The sequence below is a fragment of the Pseudomonas sp. NMI542_15 genome (assembly GCF_021283425.1).
GTDB classification, from domain to species: Bacteria; Pseudomonadota; Gammaproteobacteria; order Pseudomonadales; family Pseudomonadaceae; genus Aquipseudomonas; species Aquipseudomonas fortuita.
In genome coordinates this window covers 96,117-113,566 of the sequence record NZ_JAJSRO010000021.1, presented here as the reverse complement: position 1 = coordinate 113,566, position 17,450 = coordinate 96,117, and the positions used below count along the sequence as shown (strand labels likewise).

16 protein-coding genes and 1 pseudogene are annotated in these 17,450 nt (G+C 62.6%); 6 read left to right on the top strand and 11 right to left on the bottom strand.

Annotation, left to right across the window (positions count from 1 at the left end):
- The 3 genes and pseudogenes from LU684_RS24330 to LU684_RS24320 all read right to left on the bottom strand — a co-directional run.
- Positions 1-166: pseudogene (locus LU684_RS24330) on the bottom strand (dihydrodipicolinate synthase family protein); the annotation flags it as partial.
- A 37-nt stretch (positions 167-203) separates the two neighbouring features.
- Positions 204-1,577: a fosfomycin efflux MFS transporter AbaF gene (abaF, locus tag LU684_RS24325; RefSeq protein WP_096426605.1), complete on the bottom strand. Its 1,374-nt coding sequence runs from the start codon at positions 1,575-1,577 to the stop codon at positions 204-206.
- A gap of 347 nt (positions 1,578-1,924) precedes the next feature.
- Entirely contained in the window at positions 1,925-2,545 is a 621-nt protein-coding gene (locus LU684_RS24320) for a GntR family transcriptional regulator (protein ID WP_096426987.1), read from the bottom strand.
- A gap of 273 nt (positions 2,546-2,818) precedes the next feature.
- Here LU684_RS24320 and LU684_RS24315 point away from each other — a divergent pair, with 273 nt between their 5' ends.
- The gene (locus LU684_RS24315) at positions 2,819-3,817 is read left to right on the top strand and encodes a sensor domain-containing diguanylate cyclase (RefSeq protein WP_016488479.1); all 999 of its coding nucleotides are present in this window, start codon (positions 2,819-2,821) and stop codon (positions 3,815-3,817) included.
- A 115-nt stretch (positions 3,818-3,932) separates the two neighbouring features.
- Here the strand turns inward: LU684_RS24315 and lpdA are convergent, their stop codons facing one another.
- Genes lpdA through LU684_RS24295 form a run of 4 tightly spaced genes read right to left on the bottom strand, consistent with a single transcriptional unit; the run spans position 3,933 to position 8,879 of the window.
- Complete coding sequence (gene lpdA / locus LU684_RS24310) at positions 3,933-5,312, bottom strand: dihydrolipoyl dehydrogenase (RefSeq protein WP_145913871.1); 1,380 nt, start codon at positions 5,310-5,312, stop codon at positions 3,933-3,935.
- Between the two features lie 2 nt (positions 5,313-5,314).
- On the bottom strand, positions 5,315-6,586 hold the full coding sequence (locus LU684_RS24305; protein ID WP_016488477.1) for a dihydrolipoamide acetyltransferase family protein: 1,272 nt from the start codon (positions 6,584-6,586) through the stop codon (positions 5,315-5,317).
- Positions 6,587-7,645 carry an alpha-ketoacid dehydrogenase subunit beta gene (locus LU684_RS24300; RefSeq protein ID WP_016488476.1) on the bottom strand — a complete coding sequence of 353 codons (1,059 nt, stop codon included), beginning with the start codon at positions 7,643-7,645 and terminating at the stop codon, positions 6,587-6,589. It abuts the gene before it with no gap.
- A gap of 1 nt (position 7,646) precedes the next feature.
- Positions 7,647-8,879: a 3-methyl-2-oxobutanoate dehydrogenase (2-methylpropanoyl-transferring) subunit alpha gene (locus tag LU684_RS24295; protein ID WP_016488475.1), complete on the bottom strand. Its 1,233-nt coding sequence runs from the start codon at positions 8,877-8,879 to the stop codon at positions 7,647-7,649.
- Positions 8,880-9,077: 198 nt separating this feature from the next.
- Here LU684_RS24295 and bkdR point away from each other — a divergent pair, with 198 nt between their 5' ends.
- From bkdR to LU684_RS24280, 3 genes are all read left to right on the top strand, one after another.
- Positions 9,078-9,563 (top strand): Bkd operon transcriptional regulator BkdR, encoded by a 486-nt coding sequence (gene bkdR / locus LU684_RS24290; protein WP_012273540.1) that lies wholly within the window; start codon positions 9,078-9,080, stop codon positions 9,561-9,563.
- 274 nt (positions 9,564-9,837) lie between these two features.
- On the top strand, positions 9,838-11,079 hold the full coding sequence (locus LU684_RS24285) for a glutamine synthetase family protein (protein ID WP_232895138.1): 1,242 nt from the start codon (positions 9,838-9,840) through the stop codon (positions 11,077-11,079).
- Positions 11,080-11,207: 128 nt separating this feature from the next.
- Entirely contained in the window at positions 11,208-12,548 is a 1,341-nt protein-coding gene (locus tag LU684_RS24280) for an MFS transporter (protein ID WP_023047023.1), read from the top strand.
- 169 nt (positions 12,549-12,717) lie between these two features.
- On the opposite strand, the gene LU684_RS24275 is transcribed toward LU684_RS24280, so the two are convergent.
- The 4 genes from LU684_RS24275 to flgA all read right to left on the bottom strand — a co-directional run bounded on the left by LU684_RS24275 (position 12,718) and on the right by flgA (position 15,287).
- A complete protein-coding gene (locus tag LU684_RS24275; RefSeq protein WP_016488472.1) occupies positions 12,718-13,461 on the bottom strand; it encodes a flagellar brake protein in 744 nt (247 codons plus the stop codon).
- 79 nt (positions 13,462-13,540) lie between these two features.
- Positions 13,541-14,008, bottom strand: a complete 468-nt coding sequence (locus LU684_RS24270) for a flagella synthesis protein FlgN (RefSeq protein ID WP_016488471.1) — start codon at positions 14,006-14,008, stop codon at positions 13,541-13,543.
- 49 nt (positions 14,009-14,057) lie between these two features.
- The gene (gene flgM, locus LU684_RS24265) at positions 14,058-14,372 is read right to left on the bottom strand and encodes a flagellar biosynthesis anti-sigma factor FlgM (RefSeq protein WP_023047021.1); all 315 of its coding nucleotides are present in this window, start codon (positions 14,370-14,372) and stop codon (positions 14,058-14,060) included.
- Positions 14,373-14,534: 162 nt separating this feature from the next.
- Positions 14,535-15,287: a flagellar basal body P-ring formation chaperone FlgA gene (gene flgA / locus LU684_RS24260; protein WP_016488469.1), complete on the bottom strand. Its 753-nt coding sequence runs from the start codon at positions 15,285-15,287 to the stop codon at positions 14,535-14,537.
- A gap of 76 nt (positions 15,288-15,363) precedes the next feature.
- Here flgA and LU684_RS24255 point away from each other — a divergent pair, with 76 nt between their 5' ends.
- A complete protein-coding gene (locus LU684_RS24255; protein ID WP_016488468.1) occupies positions 15,364-16,293 on the top strand; it encodes a chemotaxis protein CheV in 930 nt (309 codons plus the stop codon).
- A 51-nt stretch (positions 16,294-16,344) separates the two neighbouring features.
- Positions 16,345-17,172, top strand: coding sequence for a protein-glutamate O-methyltransferase CheR (gene cheR / locus LU684_RS24250; protein ID WP_023047020.1), 828 nt, complete (start codon positions 16,345-16,347; stop codon positions 17,170-17,172).
- Positions 17,173-17,450 lie beyond the last annotated feature (278 nt).

Genomic DNA, 17,450 nt, shown 5'->3' with positions numbered 1-17,450 from the left:
CGGTCAGCAGTGGCCAGTCGCCCATCGAACCGCAGTACACCACGGCGCTCATGCCGGCCTCGATCAGCTGGTGGCCCATGCGCACCAGGGCGTCGAAGTCCGGTTTGCGCTCGGCGGTGCACGGGGTCATCAGGGCGGGCATGGTGCCGTTGAAGATATTGCTCATGGTGGTTACCTATTATTGTGTGATTTTTATGGGTTGCTTAACGGCCGGCGTTGCGGGCCGCGGATTCTTCGTCAACGGCGCGCAGCGACTTGCCGCGGGTTTCCTTGGCTGCCGCCACGGCAACAATCGAGATCGCTGCCGCGCCCACCAGGTACCAGGCAATAGGCGTGGAGCTGTTGTATTCCTTCAGCAAGGTGACGGCGATCAGCGGGGCCAGCGAGCCAGCCAGGATTGGCGCCACCTGGTAGCACAACGACAGGGCGGTGTAGCGCACGTGGGTGGGGAACAGTTCGGCCATCAAGGCCGAGTACGGCGCATAGGTCATCGACTCGATGGCCAGGCCCAGCGTGATGGCCGCCATGATCAGCCAGTCGTTGCCGGTGTCCATCATCGGGAAACCGACAAAGCCCCAGAACGCGGTGAGCACGGCGCCGATCAGGTACACCGGCTTGCGGCCGATGATGTCTGAGAGGTAGCCCATGGCCGGGATCATGAAGAAGTGCAGCAGGTGAGCGCCGAACATCAGCAGCAGAATTTGCGAAGTGTCTTTGTGCACCACCAGTTTCAGGTAGGTGATGGAGAACGTGACCACGGTGTAGTAGAGGATGTTTTCCGCAAAGCGCGCGCCAATGCCGATCAGCACTTCGCGCCAGTATTTGGTGACCACCTCCACTACGCCCAGTTGCTGGCTTTCCAGCTTCTGCTGCTTGGCCTGGGCTTCCTTGAAGATGGGGGCATCATCGACTCGGGTGCGGATCCAGTAACCGATCAGCACCACCACTGCCGAGAACCAGAAGGCCACCCGCCAGCCCCAGTCCAGGAACTGCGCCTCGCTAAGGTTGGACGACAACAACAGCAGGATGATAGTGGCGATCAGGTTGCCGGCCGGCACGCCCGCTTGCGGCCAGCTGGCCCAGAAGCCGCGGCGGTTGTCCGGGCTGTGCTCGGACACCAGTAGCACCGCGCCGCCCCATTCGCCGCCGAAGGCGAAGCCCTGGATCAGCCGCAACACCACCAGGAGGATGGGCGCGGCATAGCCGATGCGCTCGAAGGTGGGCAGGCAGCCCATCAGGAAGGTGGTTATCCCGACCACGATCAGGCTGATCTGCAGCAAATGCTTGCGGCCGACCTTGTCCCCGTAATGGCCAAACACCAGGCCACCGATGGGGCGGGCGAGAAAGCCCACTGCGTAGAGGGCAAAGGCGGCAATGATGCCGTCCATGGCGCTGCCCGTCTGGCGAAAGAACAGCTGGCCGAACACCAGCGCCGAGGCGGTGCCGTAGAGGAAGAATTCGTACCACTCGGCGACTGCGCCGGCCATGGCCGCAGCTACCACACGCTTGATGCCCGCAGGGGCCTTGTCTGCTGTGTTTGCGACATTCGCTGATGCCGCCGAATAGGGTGTGGCCATGGTTTTGCACTCCGATACGTAATTATTGGAAGAAGGAGTAGGCAGGGTGGCGCCGGGGAAATCGGAGCCGCCGATTCCTTATATGGTATTTCGTATACGATATCTAGATAAGCAAAAACGAAGCCAGAAAGGGAGATTTCCAGTCGAGCCATTGGCAGGATAGAACGGGGTCATTGTGGGAGCGGGCTGGTCCCGCGAAGGGGGCCACGGGGTGTATGGCACCGGCTTTGCCGGTGTTCGCGGGGCAAGCCCGCTCCCACAGCGTCCCCGTTAAATCAATACGTCATGGTTTTTCTGTAAGGGCCGCAGGAGGCTGCTCCTGCACGGGGCGGTGATAGCCTGTCGGGTCAGTTATGGGGCAGGTGCTCGTACAGGCTCTGGCACACGCCATTGATGTGTTCTTCTATCAGCCGCGCCGCCAGTTCTACATCCCGCGCCCGGCAGGCGGCAACGATATCCCGGTGCTCGTGATCCGCGCGCAGCTTGCCCGCTGACAGGCTCATTTGCATGCGCAGGTAGCGTTCCACCTTGTCATGGATCGAGCGGATAAGGCCGACCAGGTAAGGCCGCCGCGCCGGTTCGTACAGGCAGGCGTGCAGCGCCCAGTTCAGGTCGGCCCAGCGGCCCACATCGTCCTCGCCGATGAACTCCGCGCAGATGGCTTCGGCCTGGGCAAAATGTGCTTCGGTCATGTTCGGAATCGCCAGGCGAATCGCTTGCACTTCCAGCAACACACGTACCTCGAACATCTGCGCCAGTTCAGGTTCCGAGATGCGGGTAACCAGCGCGCCACGGTTGCGCTGAAAATCCACCAGGCCTTCGGCTTCCAGGCGCTTCAGGGCTTCGCGCACCGGGATCTTGCTGACGTTGAACGCCTGCGCCACTTCGTCCTGACGCACCGGTTCGCCTTCGGCCAGCTGCCCCGAGATAATTGCCTCGCGCAGGTGTTTGGCGATGATTTCCGACATCGAGGGCGTTGCACCCAGGTCGGTAGCTTTGAAAGACGGCAACGGCACGGGAAATTCCAGAATCAGGCGGTGCGGATATCTTATACGAAACACTTCGGCAGCCATACCGCCTGCAGCGGTGGGCGAAAATAGCGCGTTGCGACTATTTCCGGTGGCAGCACGGGGGGCATATGCTTGCCGGTTCAAGCATCCTCTTGCCGCCTGCGGCAATTACCACCACTGTCGGCAGCCCCGTGAACGGGGCGCAGTTGCTGGGCATCAGGGAGAGCGTCCATGAATCAGGAAACCGGGCCGGCACCCGCCGGCTTCAGTGAACAGCAATTGCACACCTTGTTCGAGTTGATCAGCGATGGCATCTGGGACTGGAATGCCAATACCGGCTACGTCTATCGCAACCCGGGCTGGTACGCCATGCTCGGCTACACCAGCCATTCAATGGCCAATTCAGTCCTCACCTGGGAAAGCGTGATCCATCCGGAGGACTACCCGCGGGTAATGGCGCATTTCGAGGCGTATATCAACCAGCGCAACGAGCGCTACCTCATCGAATACCGCTGTCGTTGCCAGGATGGCAGCTATCTGTGGATCGAAGACAGCGGCTACATCATTGCCCATAACCAGGACGGTTCGGTGGCGCGCATGCTTGGGGCGCACCGTAATATCGATGCCGGCAAACGCCGGGTGGCCCAGTTGGAACAGAAGAACCAGTCGCTGGAGTGCCTAGTGGCCGAGCGCACTCGCGAGCTGTCCTGGGTGAACCAGCAGTTGCAGCGGCAACTGGACGAAAACCGCGAGTTGGCCGAGCGCGATGCATTGACCCGCATTGCCAACCGCTATCGGTTGGACAAGACCCTGCAACTGGAGTGCGAGCGGGCCAAGCGCTTCCGCCAGCCGTTGTCGCTGATCGCCATGGACATGGATGACTTCAAGCCGATCAACGACCGCTACGGCCATGCTAGGGGCGATGCGGCGCTGGTGCGGGTGGCCGAAAACCTGCGCACCTGCCAGCGTGAACTGGACCTGTTGGCCCGCTGGGGCGGGGATGAGTTTGTCCTTGTACTGCCGCAGACCACGCTGAGGGATGCACTTGAGGTGGCGGTACGCTTGCGTCAGGTGATTGAGCAGCTGGAGCCTGTGGGCGATTGCCGGCTGACCCTGAGCTATGGCGTGGTCCAATGGCAGGAAGGAGAGGACCAGCCTGCGCTGCTGGCGCGCGCCGACAAGGCGCTGTACCGGGCCAAGGCGGCAGGCAAGAACGCCATAGCCGAGTAGCGCGCGGTGATTGTGGGAGCGGTGCCTGTTACTGGATCGTCCTGTGGCCTGAATGAAAAAAGACCCGCGGCGCCTCTCGGCGCAGCGGGCCAAATCGGCCTCGGCCGCTTCAGTGTCAGATATGCAGGGCGTGGCCCAGGGCGCGCAATGCCGCTTCCTGTACCGCCTCACCCAGCGTCGGGTGGGCATGGATGGTGCCGGCCACATCCTCCAGGCACGCGCCCATCTCCAGCGACTGGGCAAACGCCGTAGACAGTTCGGAAACCGCCACGCCAACCGCTTGCCAGCCCAGGATCAGGTGATTGTCCCGGCGCGCCACCACGCGCACGAAACCGCTCTTCGATTCCAGGCTCATCGCCCGGCCGTTGGCGGCAAACGGGAAGTGCGCGACGATGCAGTCCAGCCCTTGCTGGCTGGCCTGCTCCGGGGTTTTGCCGACCACTACCACTTCCGGGTCGGTGAAGCACACAGCAGCAATCGCGGCAGGCTCGAAGCGGCGTGCCTTGCCGGCGACGATTTCGGCCACCATCTCGCCCTGGGCCATGGCCCGGTGTGCCAGCATCGGTTCGCCGGCCACGTCGCCGATGGCCCACACGTTGTGCATGCTGGTCTGGCAGCGTTCGTCGATGGCAATGGCGGCGCCGTTCATTTTCAGGTCCAGGCATTCCAGGTTGAAGCCTTGGGTGCGTGGCCGGCGGCCCACGGCCACCAGCACCTGGTCGGCTTCCAGGCGCAGTTGCCCGCCCTTGCCGTCGTTGGCCAGCAGGCAACCGTTTTCGTAACCTTCGACGCTGTGGCCAAGGTGCAGGGCGATGCCCAGCTTCTTCAACGACTCGGCCACCGGGGCGGTCAATTCGCTGTCGTAGGTCGGCAGGATGCGCTCACGCGCCTCCACTACGCTGACCTGCGCGCCCAGTTTGCGGTAGGCAATGCCCAGCTCAAGGCCGATATAGCCCCCGCCCACCACCACCAGGTGTTGCGGCAGTGCCGTCGGTGCCAGCGCTTCGGTCGAGGAAATCACTGGCCCACCCAGCGGCAGCATCGGCAGTTCGACGCTGCTGGAACCGGTGGCCAGCAACAGGTGTTCGCACTGGATGCGCTGGCCATCAACCTCGACCTGCTTGCCATCAAGCACCTTCGCCCAGCCGTGAATCACCTTGACCCCGTGCTTCTTCAGCAGGGCAGCTACCCCGGTGGTCAGGCGGTCGACGATGCCGTCCTTCCAGGCCACGCTCTGGCCGATGTCCAGGCGCGGCGAAGCAACGCTGATGCCCAGGTCCGACGGCCCGGCAAAGCGTGAAGTCTGGTGGAACTGCTCGGCAACATGGATCAGCGCCTTGGACGGAATGCAGCCGATGTTCAGGCAGGTACCGCCCAGTGCCTGGCCTTCCACCAGCACGGTAGGGATGCCCAGTTGCCCGGCGCGGATGGCGGCCACGTAGCCACCAGGGCCACCGCCGATGATCAACAGGGTAGTCTGGATAGTCTGTTGCATGCTCACTCCACGAACAGGCAGGCGGGTTGTTCGAGCAGGCCACGCACGGCCTGGATGAACAGCGCGGCGTCCATGCCGTCGACCACGCGGTGGTCGAACGAGCTGGACAGGTTCATCATCTTGCGCACGACGATCTGGCCGTCGATCACCACCGGCCGCTCAACCATGCGGTTGACGCCGACAATTGCCACTTCCGGGGTGTTGACCACCGGAGTGCTGACGATGCCGCCGAGGGCGCCCAGGCTGGTCAGGGTGATGGTTGAACCCGACAGCTCCTCGCGGTTGGCCTTGTTGGTGCGCGCAGCGTTGGCCAGGCGCGAAATCTCGCCGGCATTGGCCCACAGGCTGCCCGCTTCGGCATGGCGCAGCACTGGCACCATCAGGCCGTTGTCACCCTGGGTAGCAATGCCTACATGCACCGCGCCATGGCGGGTGATGACCTGCGCTTCGTCGTCGTAGGTGGCGTTGATCTGCGGGAAGTCACGCAGCGCCACGACCAAGGCACGCACCAGGAACGGCAGCAGGGTCAGCTTGCCGCGGCTGTCGCCGTACTTGCTGTTGAGTTGCTGGCGCAGGGCTTCCAGGGCGGTGACGTCGATTTCTTCCACATAGCTGAAGTGCGCGACCCGGCGCTTGGCATCCTGCATGCGCTGGGCGATCTTGCGGCGCAGGCCGATCACCGGCACCTGCTCGCTGTCGGTGCGCTTGGCATAGCCATTGGGGGCTTGCCCGGCGGCGCTCTGCGGCTTGCTCATGAAGGCGTCAAGGTCTTCGTGCAAGATGCGCCCGGCCGGGCCGCTGCCGTGCACATAGCGCAGTTCGATACCGGTATCCAGCGCACGCTTGCGCACCGCCGGTGAGGCCAGCGGCTTGTCGCCCGGCTGGCGCGGCACGATGGGCGCAGCTTCGTGGTTGACGGGTGCCTGGTACGCAGCGGGTTTTACGTCTTTCTGCAGTTCCGGCTTGGCTGCCACAGGGGCGGCGGGCGTTTCTATCTGTTTGGCCTGAGGCACATCCACATGGTTGCCGCTGCCTTCCACTTCGATGCGGATCAGTTCGCTACCGACCGCCATCACTTCACCGGGCTGGCCGCCCAGTGCCAGCACCTTGCCGCTGACCGGCGAAGGGATTTCCACGGTAGCCTTGTCGGTCATGACGTCGGCCACCACCTGGTCTTCGGCGATCATGTCGCCGACCTTGACGAACCATTCCACCAACTCGACCTGTGCGATGCCTTCGCCAATGTCCGGCATCTTGATGACGTGCGTGCCCATTCAGACCTCCATGACCTTTTTCAATGCCGCACCTACCCGCGAAGGCCCTGGGAAATACGCCCATTCCTGCGCGTGAGGGTAGGGGGTGTCCCAGCCGGTGACGCGCTCGATGGGCGCCTCCAGGTGGTGGAAGCAGTGCTCTTGCACCAACGACACCAGCTCGGCACCGAAGCCGCAGGTACGGGTGGCCTCGTGCACCACCACGCAGCGGCCGGTCTTTTTAACCGACTCGACGATGGTGTCCAGGTCCAGCGGCCACAGGCTGCGCAGGTCGATCACTTCAGCATCGACGCCGCTTTCCTCGGCGGCCACCTGGGCCACGTACACCGTGGTGCCGTAGGTGAGCACGGTCACGTCATTGCCGGGGCGGGTAATGGCGGCCTTGTCCAGCGGTACGGTGTAGTAGCCGTCTGGCACAGCACTGTGTGGGTGCTTCGACCACGGCGTTACCGGGCGGTCGTGGTGGCCGTCGAACGGGCCGTTGTACAGGCGCTTGGGCTCCAGGAAGATCACCGGGTCGTCGCATTCGATCGAGGCAATCAGCAGGCCTTTGGCGTCATACGGGTTGGATGGCATGACAGTGCGCAGGCCGCACACCTGGGTGAACATCGCTTCCGGGCTCTGGCTGTGGGTCTGGCCGCCATAGATGCCACCGCCGCACGGCATGCGCAGGGTCAGCGGGGCGATGAACTCGCCGGCTGAGCGGTAACGCAGGCGCGCCATTTCCGAGACGATCTGGTCGGAGGCCGGGTAGAAGTAGTCGGCGAACTGGATTTCCACGACCGGGCGCAGGCCGTAGGCGCCCATGCCCACGGCGGTACCGACGATACCGCTTTCGGAGATTGGCGCGTCGAACACGCGGGACTTGCCGTACTTGTTCTGCAGGCCTTCGGTGCAGCGGAACACGCCACCGAAGTAGCCGACGTCCTGGCCGTAGACAACCACATTGTCGTCGCGCTCAAGCATGACATCCATGGCCGAGCGCAGGGCCTGGATCATGGTCATGGTAGTGGTGGCCATGGCGGTTTCCGGGTTGATGCTGTTGTTGTGATCGTTCATCTCAAACCCCCAGTTCCTGGCGTTGACGGCGCAGGTGGTCGGGCATCTCCTTGTACACGTCCTCGAACATCGAGGCGGCGCTTGGGATGTGACCGTTGGCCAGGGTGCCGTACTGCTCGGCTTCTTTTTGTGCGGCAATGACCGCAGCCTCGAATTCGGCCGTGGTGGCCTGGTGCTCTTCCTCGGACCAGTGGCCGATCTTGATCAGGTGCTGCTTCAGGCGGGCGATCGGGTCGCCCAACGGGAAGTGGCTCCAGTCATCGGCAGGGCGGTACTTGGAGGGGTCGTCCGAGGTCGAGTGCGGGCCGGCACGGTAGGTGACCCACTCGATCAGACTTGGGCCTAGGCCGCGGCGGGCGCGTTCGGCTGCCCAGCGCGAGGCGGCGTAGACAGCGACAAAGTCGTTGCCGTCCACCCGCAGCGAGGCAATGCCGCAGCCCACGCCACGGCCGGCGAAGGTGGTCGATTCACCACCGGCGATGGCCTGGAAGGTAGAAATGGCCCACTGGTTGTTGACCACGTTGAGGATTACCGGGGCGCGGTACACGTGGGCAAAGGTGAGGGCGGTGTGAAAGTCTGACTCGGCCGTGGCACCGTCGCCGATCCACGCCGAGGCGATCTTGGTATCGCCCTTGATTGCCGAGGCCATGGCCCAGCCGACCGCCTGCACGAACTGGGTCGCCAGGTTACCGCTGATGGTGAAGAAGCCAGCCTCGCGTACCGAGTACATGATTGGTAGCTGGCGGCCCTTGAGCGGGTCGCGTTCGTTGGACAACAGCTGGCAGATCATTTCGACCAGCGACACGTCTCGCGCCATCAGGATGCTTTGCTGGCGGTAGGTAGGGAAGCACATGTCGGTGCGGTTCAGCGCCAGCGCCTGGCCGCTGCCGATGGCTTCTTCGCCCAGGCTCTGCATGTAGAAGGACATCTTCTTCTGGCGCTGGGCAACCACCATGCGGCTGTCGAAAATCCGCGTCTTGAGCATGGCACGCATGCCTTGGCGCAGGACTTGCGGGTCGATGTCTTCAGCCCAAGGGCCTTGGGCGTCGCCCTGCTCATCGAGCACGCGGACCAGGCTGTGAGCCAGGTCGGCAGTGTCGGCAGCCTCGACATCGACGGGGGGTTTACGGGCTTGACCTGCGTCGTTGAGGCGCAGGTAGGAAAAATCGGTCTGGCAGCCTGGCCGGCCGGTGGGCTCGGGCACATGCAAACGCAGGGGGGCGTACTCGTTCATGCTTTTTACGCTCGCTCGGGTATTTGTTTTTGTGAGCTCTGAAGCGGCCGCCGCTGAACACCGGCTTGTGACTGGTAGGTCAGCGTCATCTACATCTTAGTGGTCCGGCAGGAGAATTTTTCTCTCAAGTTGATTGCCTTTGCCGAGCGGTGCAGATAAACATTCCGCATAAACACAAAAAACCGGTGATTTTGTCTCATGCGCAAACTCGATCGTACCGATATCGGCATTCTCAACAGCCTGCAGGAAAACGCCCGCATTACCAACGCCGAGCTGGCCCGCTCGGTCAACCTGTCGCCCACGCCCTGTTTCAACCGCGTGCGGGCCATGGAAGAACTCGGGGTAATCCGCCAACAGGTGACGTTGCTGTCACCCGAAGCGCTGGGGCTGGATGTAAACGTGTTCATCCATGTCAGCCTGGAAAAGCAGGTGGAGCAGTCGTTGCACCGCTTCGAGGAGGAAATTGCCGAACGGCCCGAGGTGATGGAGTGCTACTTGATGACCGGGGACCCGGATTACCTGTTGCGGGTACTGCTGCCGAGCATCCAGGCGCTGGAGCGGTTTCTTGACTACCTGACGCGGTTGCCGGGGGTGGCGAATATCCGCTCGAGTTTTGCCTTGAAGCAGGTGCGGTACAAGACTGCTTTGCCGCTGCCGGCCAACGGCATGACCTTGCGGGAATAGAGGTTGCCAGTGCTGGCCTCTTCGCGGGCGCGCCCGCTCCCACAGGGATCTCGCTAACTTCAAGGGCGGCGCCGTACCTGTGGGAGCGGGCATGCCCGCGAAGGGGAGCACGCGGTGTTGAAAGCGGGTGCTTGATATTTTAAACACCCCCAGCCTATGTTGTTGTCAGCGTACAACAACAAGGACAAGCGTCATGAGCACTGCTCAGCTTCACGGCATCGACGAAATCGAATGCGTCACCCCCGACCTCAACGGCGTCCCGCGCGGCAAGGTGATGACTGCCGAAGGCTTTTTGGAGGGCCGCCGCCTGCAGATGGCCCGGGGAGTGTTGCTGCAATGCATCATGGGCGGTTACCCACCGGCGAAATTCTACGGCAGCGACGACGGTGACCTGGCGCTGGTGGCCGAACCCAGCCAGGTGCATCGCCTGCCCTGGAGCAGCGACGGCCGCGCCCTGGCCATCTGCGATGCCAATGAACTGGATGGCCGGCCCTCGGCACTGTCCACCCGGGGCCAGCTCAAGGCGGTGATCGCCCGCTATGCCGCGCTGGGGTTGGCGCCTGTGGTGGCGACCGAGCTCGAATTCTTTGTGTTTGCCCCCAACAGCGACCCGCAGCAGCCGTTCCAGCCTCCCGTTGGCAGCGATGGCCGCCGCGAGCTAGGCCATTCGGCGTTCAGTGTCAGCTCCAACAACGGCCTGCGACCGTTCTTCAAAGAGGTGTACCACTGCATGGCTGCGCTCGGCCTGCCGCGCGACACGTTCATGCACGAAATGGGCGTCAGCCAGTTCGAGATCAACCTGTTGCACGGCGACCCGCTGGTGCTGGCTGACCAGACCTTCCTGTTCAAGCACCTGCTCAAGGAAGTGGCGCTCAAGTATGGGCTGACCGTGGTGTGCATGGCCAAGCCGTTGGCGCGCACGCCTGGCAGTTCCATGCACATTCACCAGAGCCTGGTCGAAACCGGCAGCGGGCGTAACGTGTTTAATGACGAGCAAGGCCGGCCGACCGACACCTTCCACCATTTCATCGGTGGCCTGCAGGCGTGCATGGCCGACTTCACCGCGCTGTTCGCGCCCAACGTCAATTCCTATCAGCGCCTTTGCCACCCCTATGCCTCGCCAAACAATGCCTGCTGGTCCGAGGACAACCGTGCCGCCGGCCTGCGCATTCCGGCCAGTGCACCGGCAGCGCGGCGGGTCGAAAACCGCCTGCCCGGCGCCGACGCCAACCCCTATCTGGCCATCGCCGCCAGCCTGGCCGCCGGGTTGCACGGCATCGAGCAGCGCCTGCAGCCATCGCCGGCCATCCAGGGCGAGTTCGAAGTGCCCGAGCACCTGAGCCTGCCATGTACCCTGCATGCCGCCCTCGAACGGCTCAAGCGCAGCGCGCTGGCACGGGAACTGTTCGGCAGCGAGTTCATCGAAGGCTACATCGCCAGCAAAACCCTGGAGCTGACTGATTTCTTCGACGAGATCACCCCGTGGGAGCGCCGGGTGCTGGCGGCGCAGGCCTGATCGCGACATCACCTGCACCGGACACGCCCTGGTAGCGCTATTTCGCTGCCGGGGCCTGCGCGACACAATTTTTGCCCTTATGCTTCTAGCACCCAACCGTCACCTGATCAGGGAGCTTCTCGGTACGTATGCGAAATGTATGGAAGCCGTTTCAGTCGTTGTATTTCGCCGCGCTGATGATGTTGATCGGTTCTGGCCTGCTCAGTACCTACCTGGCCCTGCGCCTGGCGGCCGACCATGTCGACAGCCTGTGGGTGGGTGCGTTGATGGCGGCCAACTACTTTGGCCTGGCCGTCGGCGGCAAGGTCGGCCACCGGCTGATTGGCCGGGTAGGGCACATTCGCGCTTACGCCACCTGCGCCGGTATCGTTGGCGCGGCGGTACTTGGCCATGGCATGACCAGTTGGCTACCGGCCTGGGTCGGGCTGCGGATGATCGTCGGCCTGGGGATGATGTGCCAGTACATGGTCATTGAAAGCTGGCTCAACGAGCAGGCCGATGTGAAGCACCGCGGCGCGGTGTTCAGCGGCTACATGATCGCCTCGTACCTGGGGCTGGTGCTCGGCCAGCTGATTCTGGTGGTGCACCCTGAGCTTGGCCCGGAGCTGCTGATGCTGGTGGCGATGTGCTTTGCCCTGTGCCTGGTGCCGGTGGCAATGACCCGGCGTATTCACCCGGCACCCTTGCGCCCGGCACCGATGGAGCCGAAGTTCTTCATCAAGCGCGTGCCGCAGTCGCTCAGTACGGTATTGGGCTCGGGGTTGATCGTTGGCTCGTTCTACGGCCTGGCGCCTTTGTATGCCTCAAGCCAAGGGATGACGACCGAGCAGATCGGTCTGTTCATGGGTAGCTGCATTTTTGCCGGCCTGCTGGTGCAGTGGCCGCTGGGCTGGTTGTCTGACCGTTACGACCGGGCGGTGCTGATCCGCAGCGTGGCAATAGGCCTGGCGCTGGCCGCTGCGCCATTGGCGATACTGCCCAGTGTGCCGCTGGAGTTGCTGTTCGGGTTCGGCTTCCTGATTTCGTTGCTGCAGTTCTGCCTGTACCCGCTGGCGGTGGCGTTTTCCAACGACCACGTGGAAAGCGAGCGGCGGGTGTCGCTGACGGCCATGTTGCTGGTCACCTACGGCGTAGGCGCGTGTATCGGGCCATTGGCGGCGGGCGTTCTGATGAAAATGCTGGGCGCGCAGATGCTGTATGCGTTCTTTGTATTTTTCGCCTTGGTGCTGGTGTGGCGCATTCGGCCGAAGGCGGTTACCGGGCTGCACCAGGTGCAGGATGCGCCGCTGGGCCACGTGGCGATGCCGGCAGCCGGTTCGCCCTTGTCGGCGGCGCTGGACCCTCGGGTGGATGAGCAGACCGTGCAGGACGTGATGCAGGCGCCGGTGGCGGCTGAGGATACCGAGGAAGAAGATAAAGGTGCTGAGCAACAGGCTGCTGAACCGGAGGAGGTCAGCAAGTCGGTATAAGCCTGTACTGGCCTCTTCGCGGGGCAAGCCCGCTCCCACAGGTACTGTATAGCCTCAGGTTTGACGCTACCACTGTGGGAGCGGGCTTCCCCCGCGAAGAGGCCGGGGCAGGAAGAACGCAAATGAAAACGCCACCTCAGCAGGTGGCGTTTTCGCATTCAGGCGACGATCAATAGTCGTCTTTGTCAAACCGCCGCGCCTCACGCTGCAGCTGATACACAAAGCTCTCGATCTTGCGCTGTGCCTGCCCGCTCAGGTTGTGGAAGCGCACGCCGGCAAAGGTGGTATTGATGCGCTCTTCATAGTGCAGGTGCCGCAGTTCGACCATGGTGTCCACCAGGCCCAGCGGGTTACCCGCCTTGAAACGTTCGTACACCTGGCCCAGCTGCAGGCGATCTTCGACATTGCCTTCAAAGCGCAGTTTGCACCCGGTGGCCGAGATGTCCAGCAGCTTGCCACGCAGGGCGCCGTTACCCTTCAGGTGGGTGCCATCGAGAATGATGTCGACCAGTTGCGACAGCTTCAGCGCGGCGCGGAAGGCGTTGCGGCGCTGGTGGTAGGTCATCTCCTGCGGCATGGCACCGCTGTAGCAGCGGTGGCCGTTGACTTCGGTGATCTTCAGCGCGTGGTCGCATTCCCAGGCGATGCGTACGCCATCGTGAAAGCCCTCAACGCGGAAGTGCTCGCCGTTTTCGATGAATTTTTCACCGTCGCGCGGGATCATCTCGTCCAGTGCCAGGGTGTTGCTTTCACGGTCCACGTGCACCACATAGCTCTGGAAGCGCTGGCTGCGGTCATGGAAGGTGATGATCAGGGGGTCGTGGCTTTCCTGCAGCTGCCGCAAGTTGGCCGCAATCTCCAAGGGGGTGTTCAGCACCTTTGGCGGTTGCGGGGCTTCGGTTTCATTGAACACGGCTTATCGTTCTCCAGGCAAAAGCGACACACGCAAGTAACGGCATTTTGCCAGTATGTTCCGTGCCTTGATAGAAAAATCACACTTGGCTGAGGGCCCGTGGCTTGGCCAGCGGCGAGGTGCTGCCTCGGCTATCGTAGAGCGACGGTGAGTCGCCGCCCATGAGGATTCTGATCTGGTTGTTGGTGACGTGTTGCTGTACCTGGATGATCCGGCCGTTGGTCTGGTTGACCTGCTGGCAGTCGTCCATCAGTTTCGACAGCATGTCGAGCCGCTGCAGCATCGCGTCGCCATGGGGCGATTGTGCGGCTACCGCCTGCACGCCAGTGCGATCGGCACTCAGGCCCAGGCTGCCGAGCAACTGGCTGCGGCGCTGGCCATGCTGCTCGAGCAAGATGATCAGCGACTGCTTGCGCGCCAGGATCTGTTCCAGCAGCGGCATGTCGCGGCCATGCAGGGCGATCGCTTCTTTATTCAGAAGGTCGAGCAGTTCCTGCATCGGGGCAATGTCATCTTCGATCAGTTGCAGCAAGGTGGTGTCGTGCATGGCTAACTCTTGGCTTTTCTAGCGTCCGTGAAGTCAGCGCGCCGAGGGGTCAGCGCTGGGCTTCGAAATCGAGCAGTTTGCTGGCGACCCGGCCGGCATCGACCTGGTAGCTGCCGTCGGCGATCGCCTGTTTCAACTGGGCCACACGGGCACTGTTGACAACCGGCTCGTCGCGCAGCTTGTCGCTGATCTTTTGCAACTGCTGTGCCTCTTGGCTGAGGTGTACCGCTTCTCCGCTGGCGCTGGTGTCTTTCACCGCTTCCTGGCTGGCTGCCGGTTTTTCGGCATTGCCCGCCGCGGTGTTGCCGCGCACGCCGCCCGTGACGGACGGAGAGTTATTCAAACGACTGAAGTCGATGACCATGATCAGGAACCTCTGGGTATTTGGACGCTTGCCTTGTTTTCGGCCAGCCCGAAAGAAACTTTAGGCACAAATGCTTGGCCGCCTGTCAGCAAGCTCGCCAACCCGTTCTCTGACACAGTTTAGGAAAAGCGGTTCCTCCCTGCCAGCGCAATCTGTGGCGGGCTACATGCTCACCTCGACCTGGCCCGGGCCCGTCACCCTGGCCTTGACCACCCGTTTGGAATTCAGGTTGCGTACCCGTATCTGTTCGCTCAGGCCGCCTTTGCTCAGGGCCTCGCCCGGCATGCGCACGCTCAGGCTGCCGCTGCGGGCGATGATCACCACCTGGTCGCCCTTGCGCACCACCTCGGCCTGCTCCAGATGTTGCGGGGTAAGTACCTGGTCGATCACCGTGGGGCGCAGCATCTTCATGCCCACTGCCTGGTCCAGTTCGGTCAGAAAACCCTGGCCAAGGGTGCCGACATCGCGCTCGCGCAGGGCCACGTCGCCTTCGCCCACTGTGTTGTCGCGCTTGAGCGGGCGGGTGACCACCACCACGTCGCGGAACAGCCGTACCGTGGCCGGGACAAACACCGTCCACGGGGCCGCACTGTCGCAGCGCACCCGTACCGTTACCCGGCCAAGTGGCAGGGAAGGGCTTTCCAGCGAGGCGTCCAGCTGCTGGCTGCACAACGGCATGCGCAGGCGTGGGTCCAGCGGGTTGACCTGGATTTCATAGCGGCCGGGGGTCTGGGTGGTAGCCAGGTAATCTTCGACGGTGAATTCAAGAAACCCTTGGGTGACACCGATAAGCTGTTCAGGCAAGGTGAGCGCGTCCGCTACCGTGCGAACGCCGGGCACCAGCAGGCACAACGTGGCCAGCGAGCCCGTCAGCAGGCGCGTCAATCGTCGGAAAAATGTCGTTTTCGTATGCATGACGCTCAAAAAAGCAAAGCCCGTGCCGACTCGTAACCTGAGTTGCAACGAAAGGCTGAAAGATAAGGAGTCTGGCATGGCGGGTGTTATGGATTCGGTCAACCAGCGCACGCAGCTGGTGGGGCAGAATCGCCTGGAATTGCTGCTGTTCCGCCTCAACGGCGAACAGCTTTACGGCATCAACGTGTTCAAGGTCAGGGAAGTGCTGCAATGCCCTGCGCTGACCCTGCTGCCCAAGGCGCACCCGGTGGTGCGTGGCGTTGCCAACATTCGCGGGGCGACCATCCCGATCCTCGACTTGTCGATGGCCACCGGGTTGCGGCCGCTGCAGGAAGAGACGCGCAACAGCTTCGTGATCATCACCGAGTACAACACCAAGACCCAGGGCTTTCTGGTGCACTCGGTGGAGCGCATCGTCAACATGAACTGGGAAGAGATCCATCCGCCACCCAAGGGCACCGGCCGTGACCACTACCTGACGGCGGTCACCCGGGTGGACAACCGCATGGTCGAGATCATCGATGTGGAGAAGGTGCTGGCCGAAGTGTCGCCGTCGTCCGAGTCGGTCTCGGCCGGGGTGATCGATGCCGAGACGCAGGACAAGGCCGTGCTGATGCGGGTGCTGACCGTGGACGATTCGTCGGTGGCACGCAAGCAGGTCAGCCGCTGCCTGCAGACCGTGGGGGTGGAGGTGGTGGCGCTCAATGATGGCCGTCAGGCCCTGAACTACCTGCGCCAGCTGGTGGAGGAGGGCAAAAAGCCGGAAGAAGAGTTCCTGATGATGATCTCGGACATTGAAATGCCGGAAATGGACGGCTATACGCTAACGGCGGAGATCCGCAGCGACCCGCGCATGCAAAAATTGCACATCTGCCTGCATACTTCACTTTCCGGGGTGTTCAACCAGGCGATGGTCAAGAAGGTCGGTGCCGATGACTTCCTGGCCAAGTTCAAACCGGACGACCTGGCCCAGCGGGTGGTCGACCGGATCAAGGCAGCGCATTGAAGCAGCCGGGGGCACGCCCCCGGCACCAGTGATTGAAAAGAGGCGGCAAGAGTGTCTACGGGTAATTTGGATTTCGAACAGTTCCGGGTATTCCTGGAGAAAGCCTGTGGCATCCTGCTGGGCGAGAATAAGCAGTACCTGGTTTCCAGCCGTCTCAACAAGCTGATGGAGCAACAGGGCATCAAAAGCCTGGGCGAACTGGTGCAACGCATCCAGGCCCAGCCGCGCGGTGGTTTGCGTGAGCAGGTGGTGGATGCGATGACCACCAACGAAACCCTGTGGTTTCGCGATACCTACCCGTTCGAAGTGCTGAAGAACAAGGTGATTCCCGAGTTCATCCGCAACAACCCCGGCCAGCGCCTGCGCATGTGGTCGGCGGCCTGTTCGTCGGGCCAGGAGCCGTATTCCATTTCGATGGCCATCGACGAGTTCGAGCGCAGCAACCTTGGCCAATTGAAGATGGGCGCGCAGATCGTTGCCACCGACCTGTCCGGCACCATGCTGACCAACTGCAAGACCGGTGAGTATGACAGCCTGGCCATCGCCCGCGGCTTGTCCCAGGAGCGCCTGCAGCGCTACTTCGACCCCAAGGGGCCCGGGCGCTGGGCGGTCAAGCCGGCGATTCGCAGCCGCGTCGAGTTCCGCTCGTTCAACCTGCTCGACAGCTATGCCGCCCTGGGCAAGTTCGACATCGTGTTCTGCCGCAACGTGCTGATTTACTTCTCGGCGCAGGTGAAACGGGACATCCTGCTGCGCATTCACAGCACACTGAAGCCAGGTGGCTACCTGTTCCTTGGTGCTTCGGAAGCGCTGAACGGGTTGCCGGAGCATTACCAGATGGTCCAGTGCAGCCCGGGGATCATCTACCAGGCCAAGTAATCAAGAAGGCTGGCAGCGAAAACTGCCGGCCTTTTTGCTGTATGTGCCGGCCTCTTCGCGGGTAAACCCGCTCCCACAGGTTCGGTGCCGCCCTCAGGCCTTGCACGGGTCCTTGTGGGAGCGGGTTTACCCGCGAAGGGGCCGGCACAGGAAAATCCCTGACGTCAATTTTTTGATTTGCCGCATTTGCCGCCCGGCAATTGCCGCTTTCGCCGCCGTGGGCGGAAGGCCTTTGCCGCTTTTCTGGCATCACCCTGACAGCACTGCGCCTCGTAGCC

Bases quoted from the DNA above. Each gene is read 5' to 3' on its own strand.
- abaF (WP_096426605.1), bottom strand. From the start codon at position 1,577: ATGGCCACACCCTATTCGGCGGCATCAGCGAATGTCGCAAACACAGCA.
- LU684_RS24320 (WP_096426987.1), bottom strand. From the start codon at position 2,545: ATGTCGGAAATCATCGCCAAACACCTGCGCGAGGCAATTATCTCGGGG.
- LU684_RS24315 (WP_016488479.1), top strand. From the start codon at position 2,819: ATGAATCAGGAAACCGGGCCGGCACCCGCCGGCTTCAGTGAACAGCAA.
- lpdA (WP_145913871.1), bottom strand. From the start codon at position 5,312: ATGCAACAGACTATCCAGACTACCCTGTTGATCATCGGCGGTGGCCCT.
- LU684_RS24305 (WP_016488477.1), bottom strand. From the start codon at position 6,586: ATGGGCACGCACGTCATCAAGATGCCGGACATTGGCGAAGGCATCGCA.
- LU684_RS24300 (WP_016488476.1), bottom strand. From the start codon at position 7,645: ATGAACGATCACAACAACAGCATCAACCCGGAAACCGCCATGGCCACC.
- LU684_RS24295 (WP_016488475.1), bottom strand. From the start codon at position 8,879: ATGAACGAGTACGCCCCCCTGCGTTTGCATGTGCCCGAGCCCACCGGC.
- bkdR (WP_012273540.1), top strand. From the start codon at position 9,078: ATGCGCAAACTCGATCGTACCGATATCGGCATTCTCAACAGCCTGCAG.
- LU684_RS24285 (WP_232895138.1), top strand. From the start codon at position 9,838: ATGACTGCCGAAGGCTTTTTGGAGGGCCGCCGCCTGCAGATGGCCCGG.
- LU684_RS24280 (WP_023047023.1), top strand. From the start codon at position 11,208: ATGCGAAATGTATGGAAGCCGTTTCAGTCGTTGTATTTCGCCGCGCTG.
- LU684_RS24270 (WP_016488471.1), bottom strand. From the start codon at position 14,008: ATGCACGACACCACCTTGCTGCAACTGATCGAAGATGACATTGCCCCG.
- flgM (WP_023047021.1), bottom strand. From the start codon at position 14,372: ATGGTCATCGACTTCAGTCGTTTGAATAACTCTCCGTCCGTCACGGGC.
- flgA (WP_016488469.1), bottom strand. From the start codon at position 15,287: ATGCATACGAAAACGACATTTTTCCGACGATTGACGCGCCTGCTGACG.
- LU684_RS24255 (WP_016488468.1), top strand. From the start codon at position 15,364: ATGGCGGGTGTTATGGATTCGGTCAACCAGCGCACGCAGCTGGTGGGG.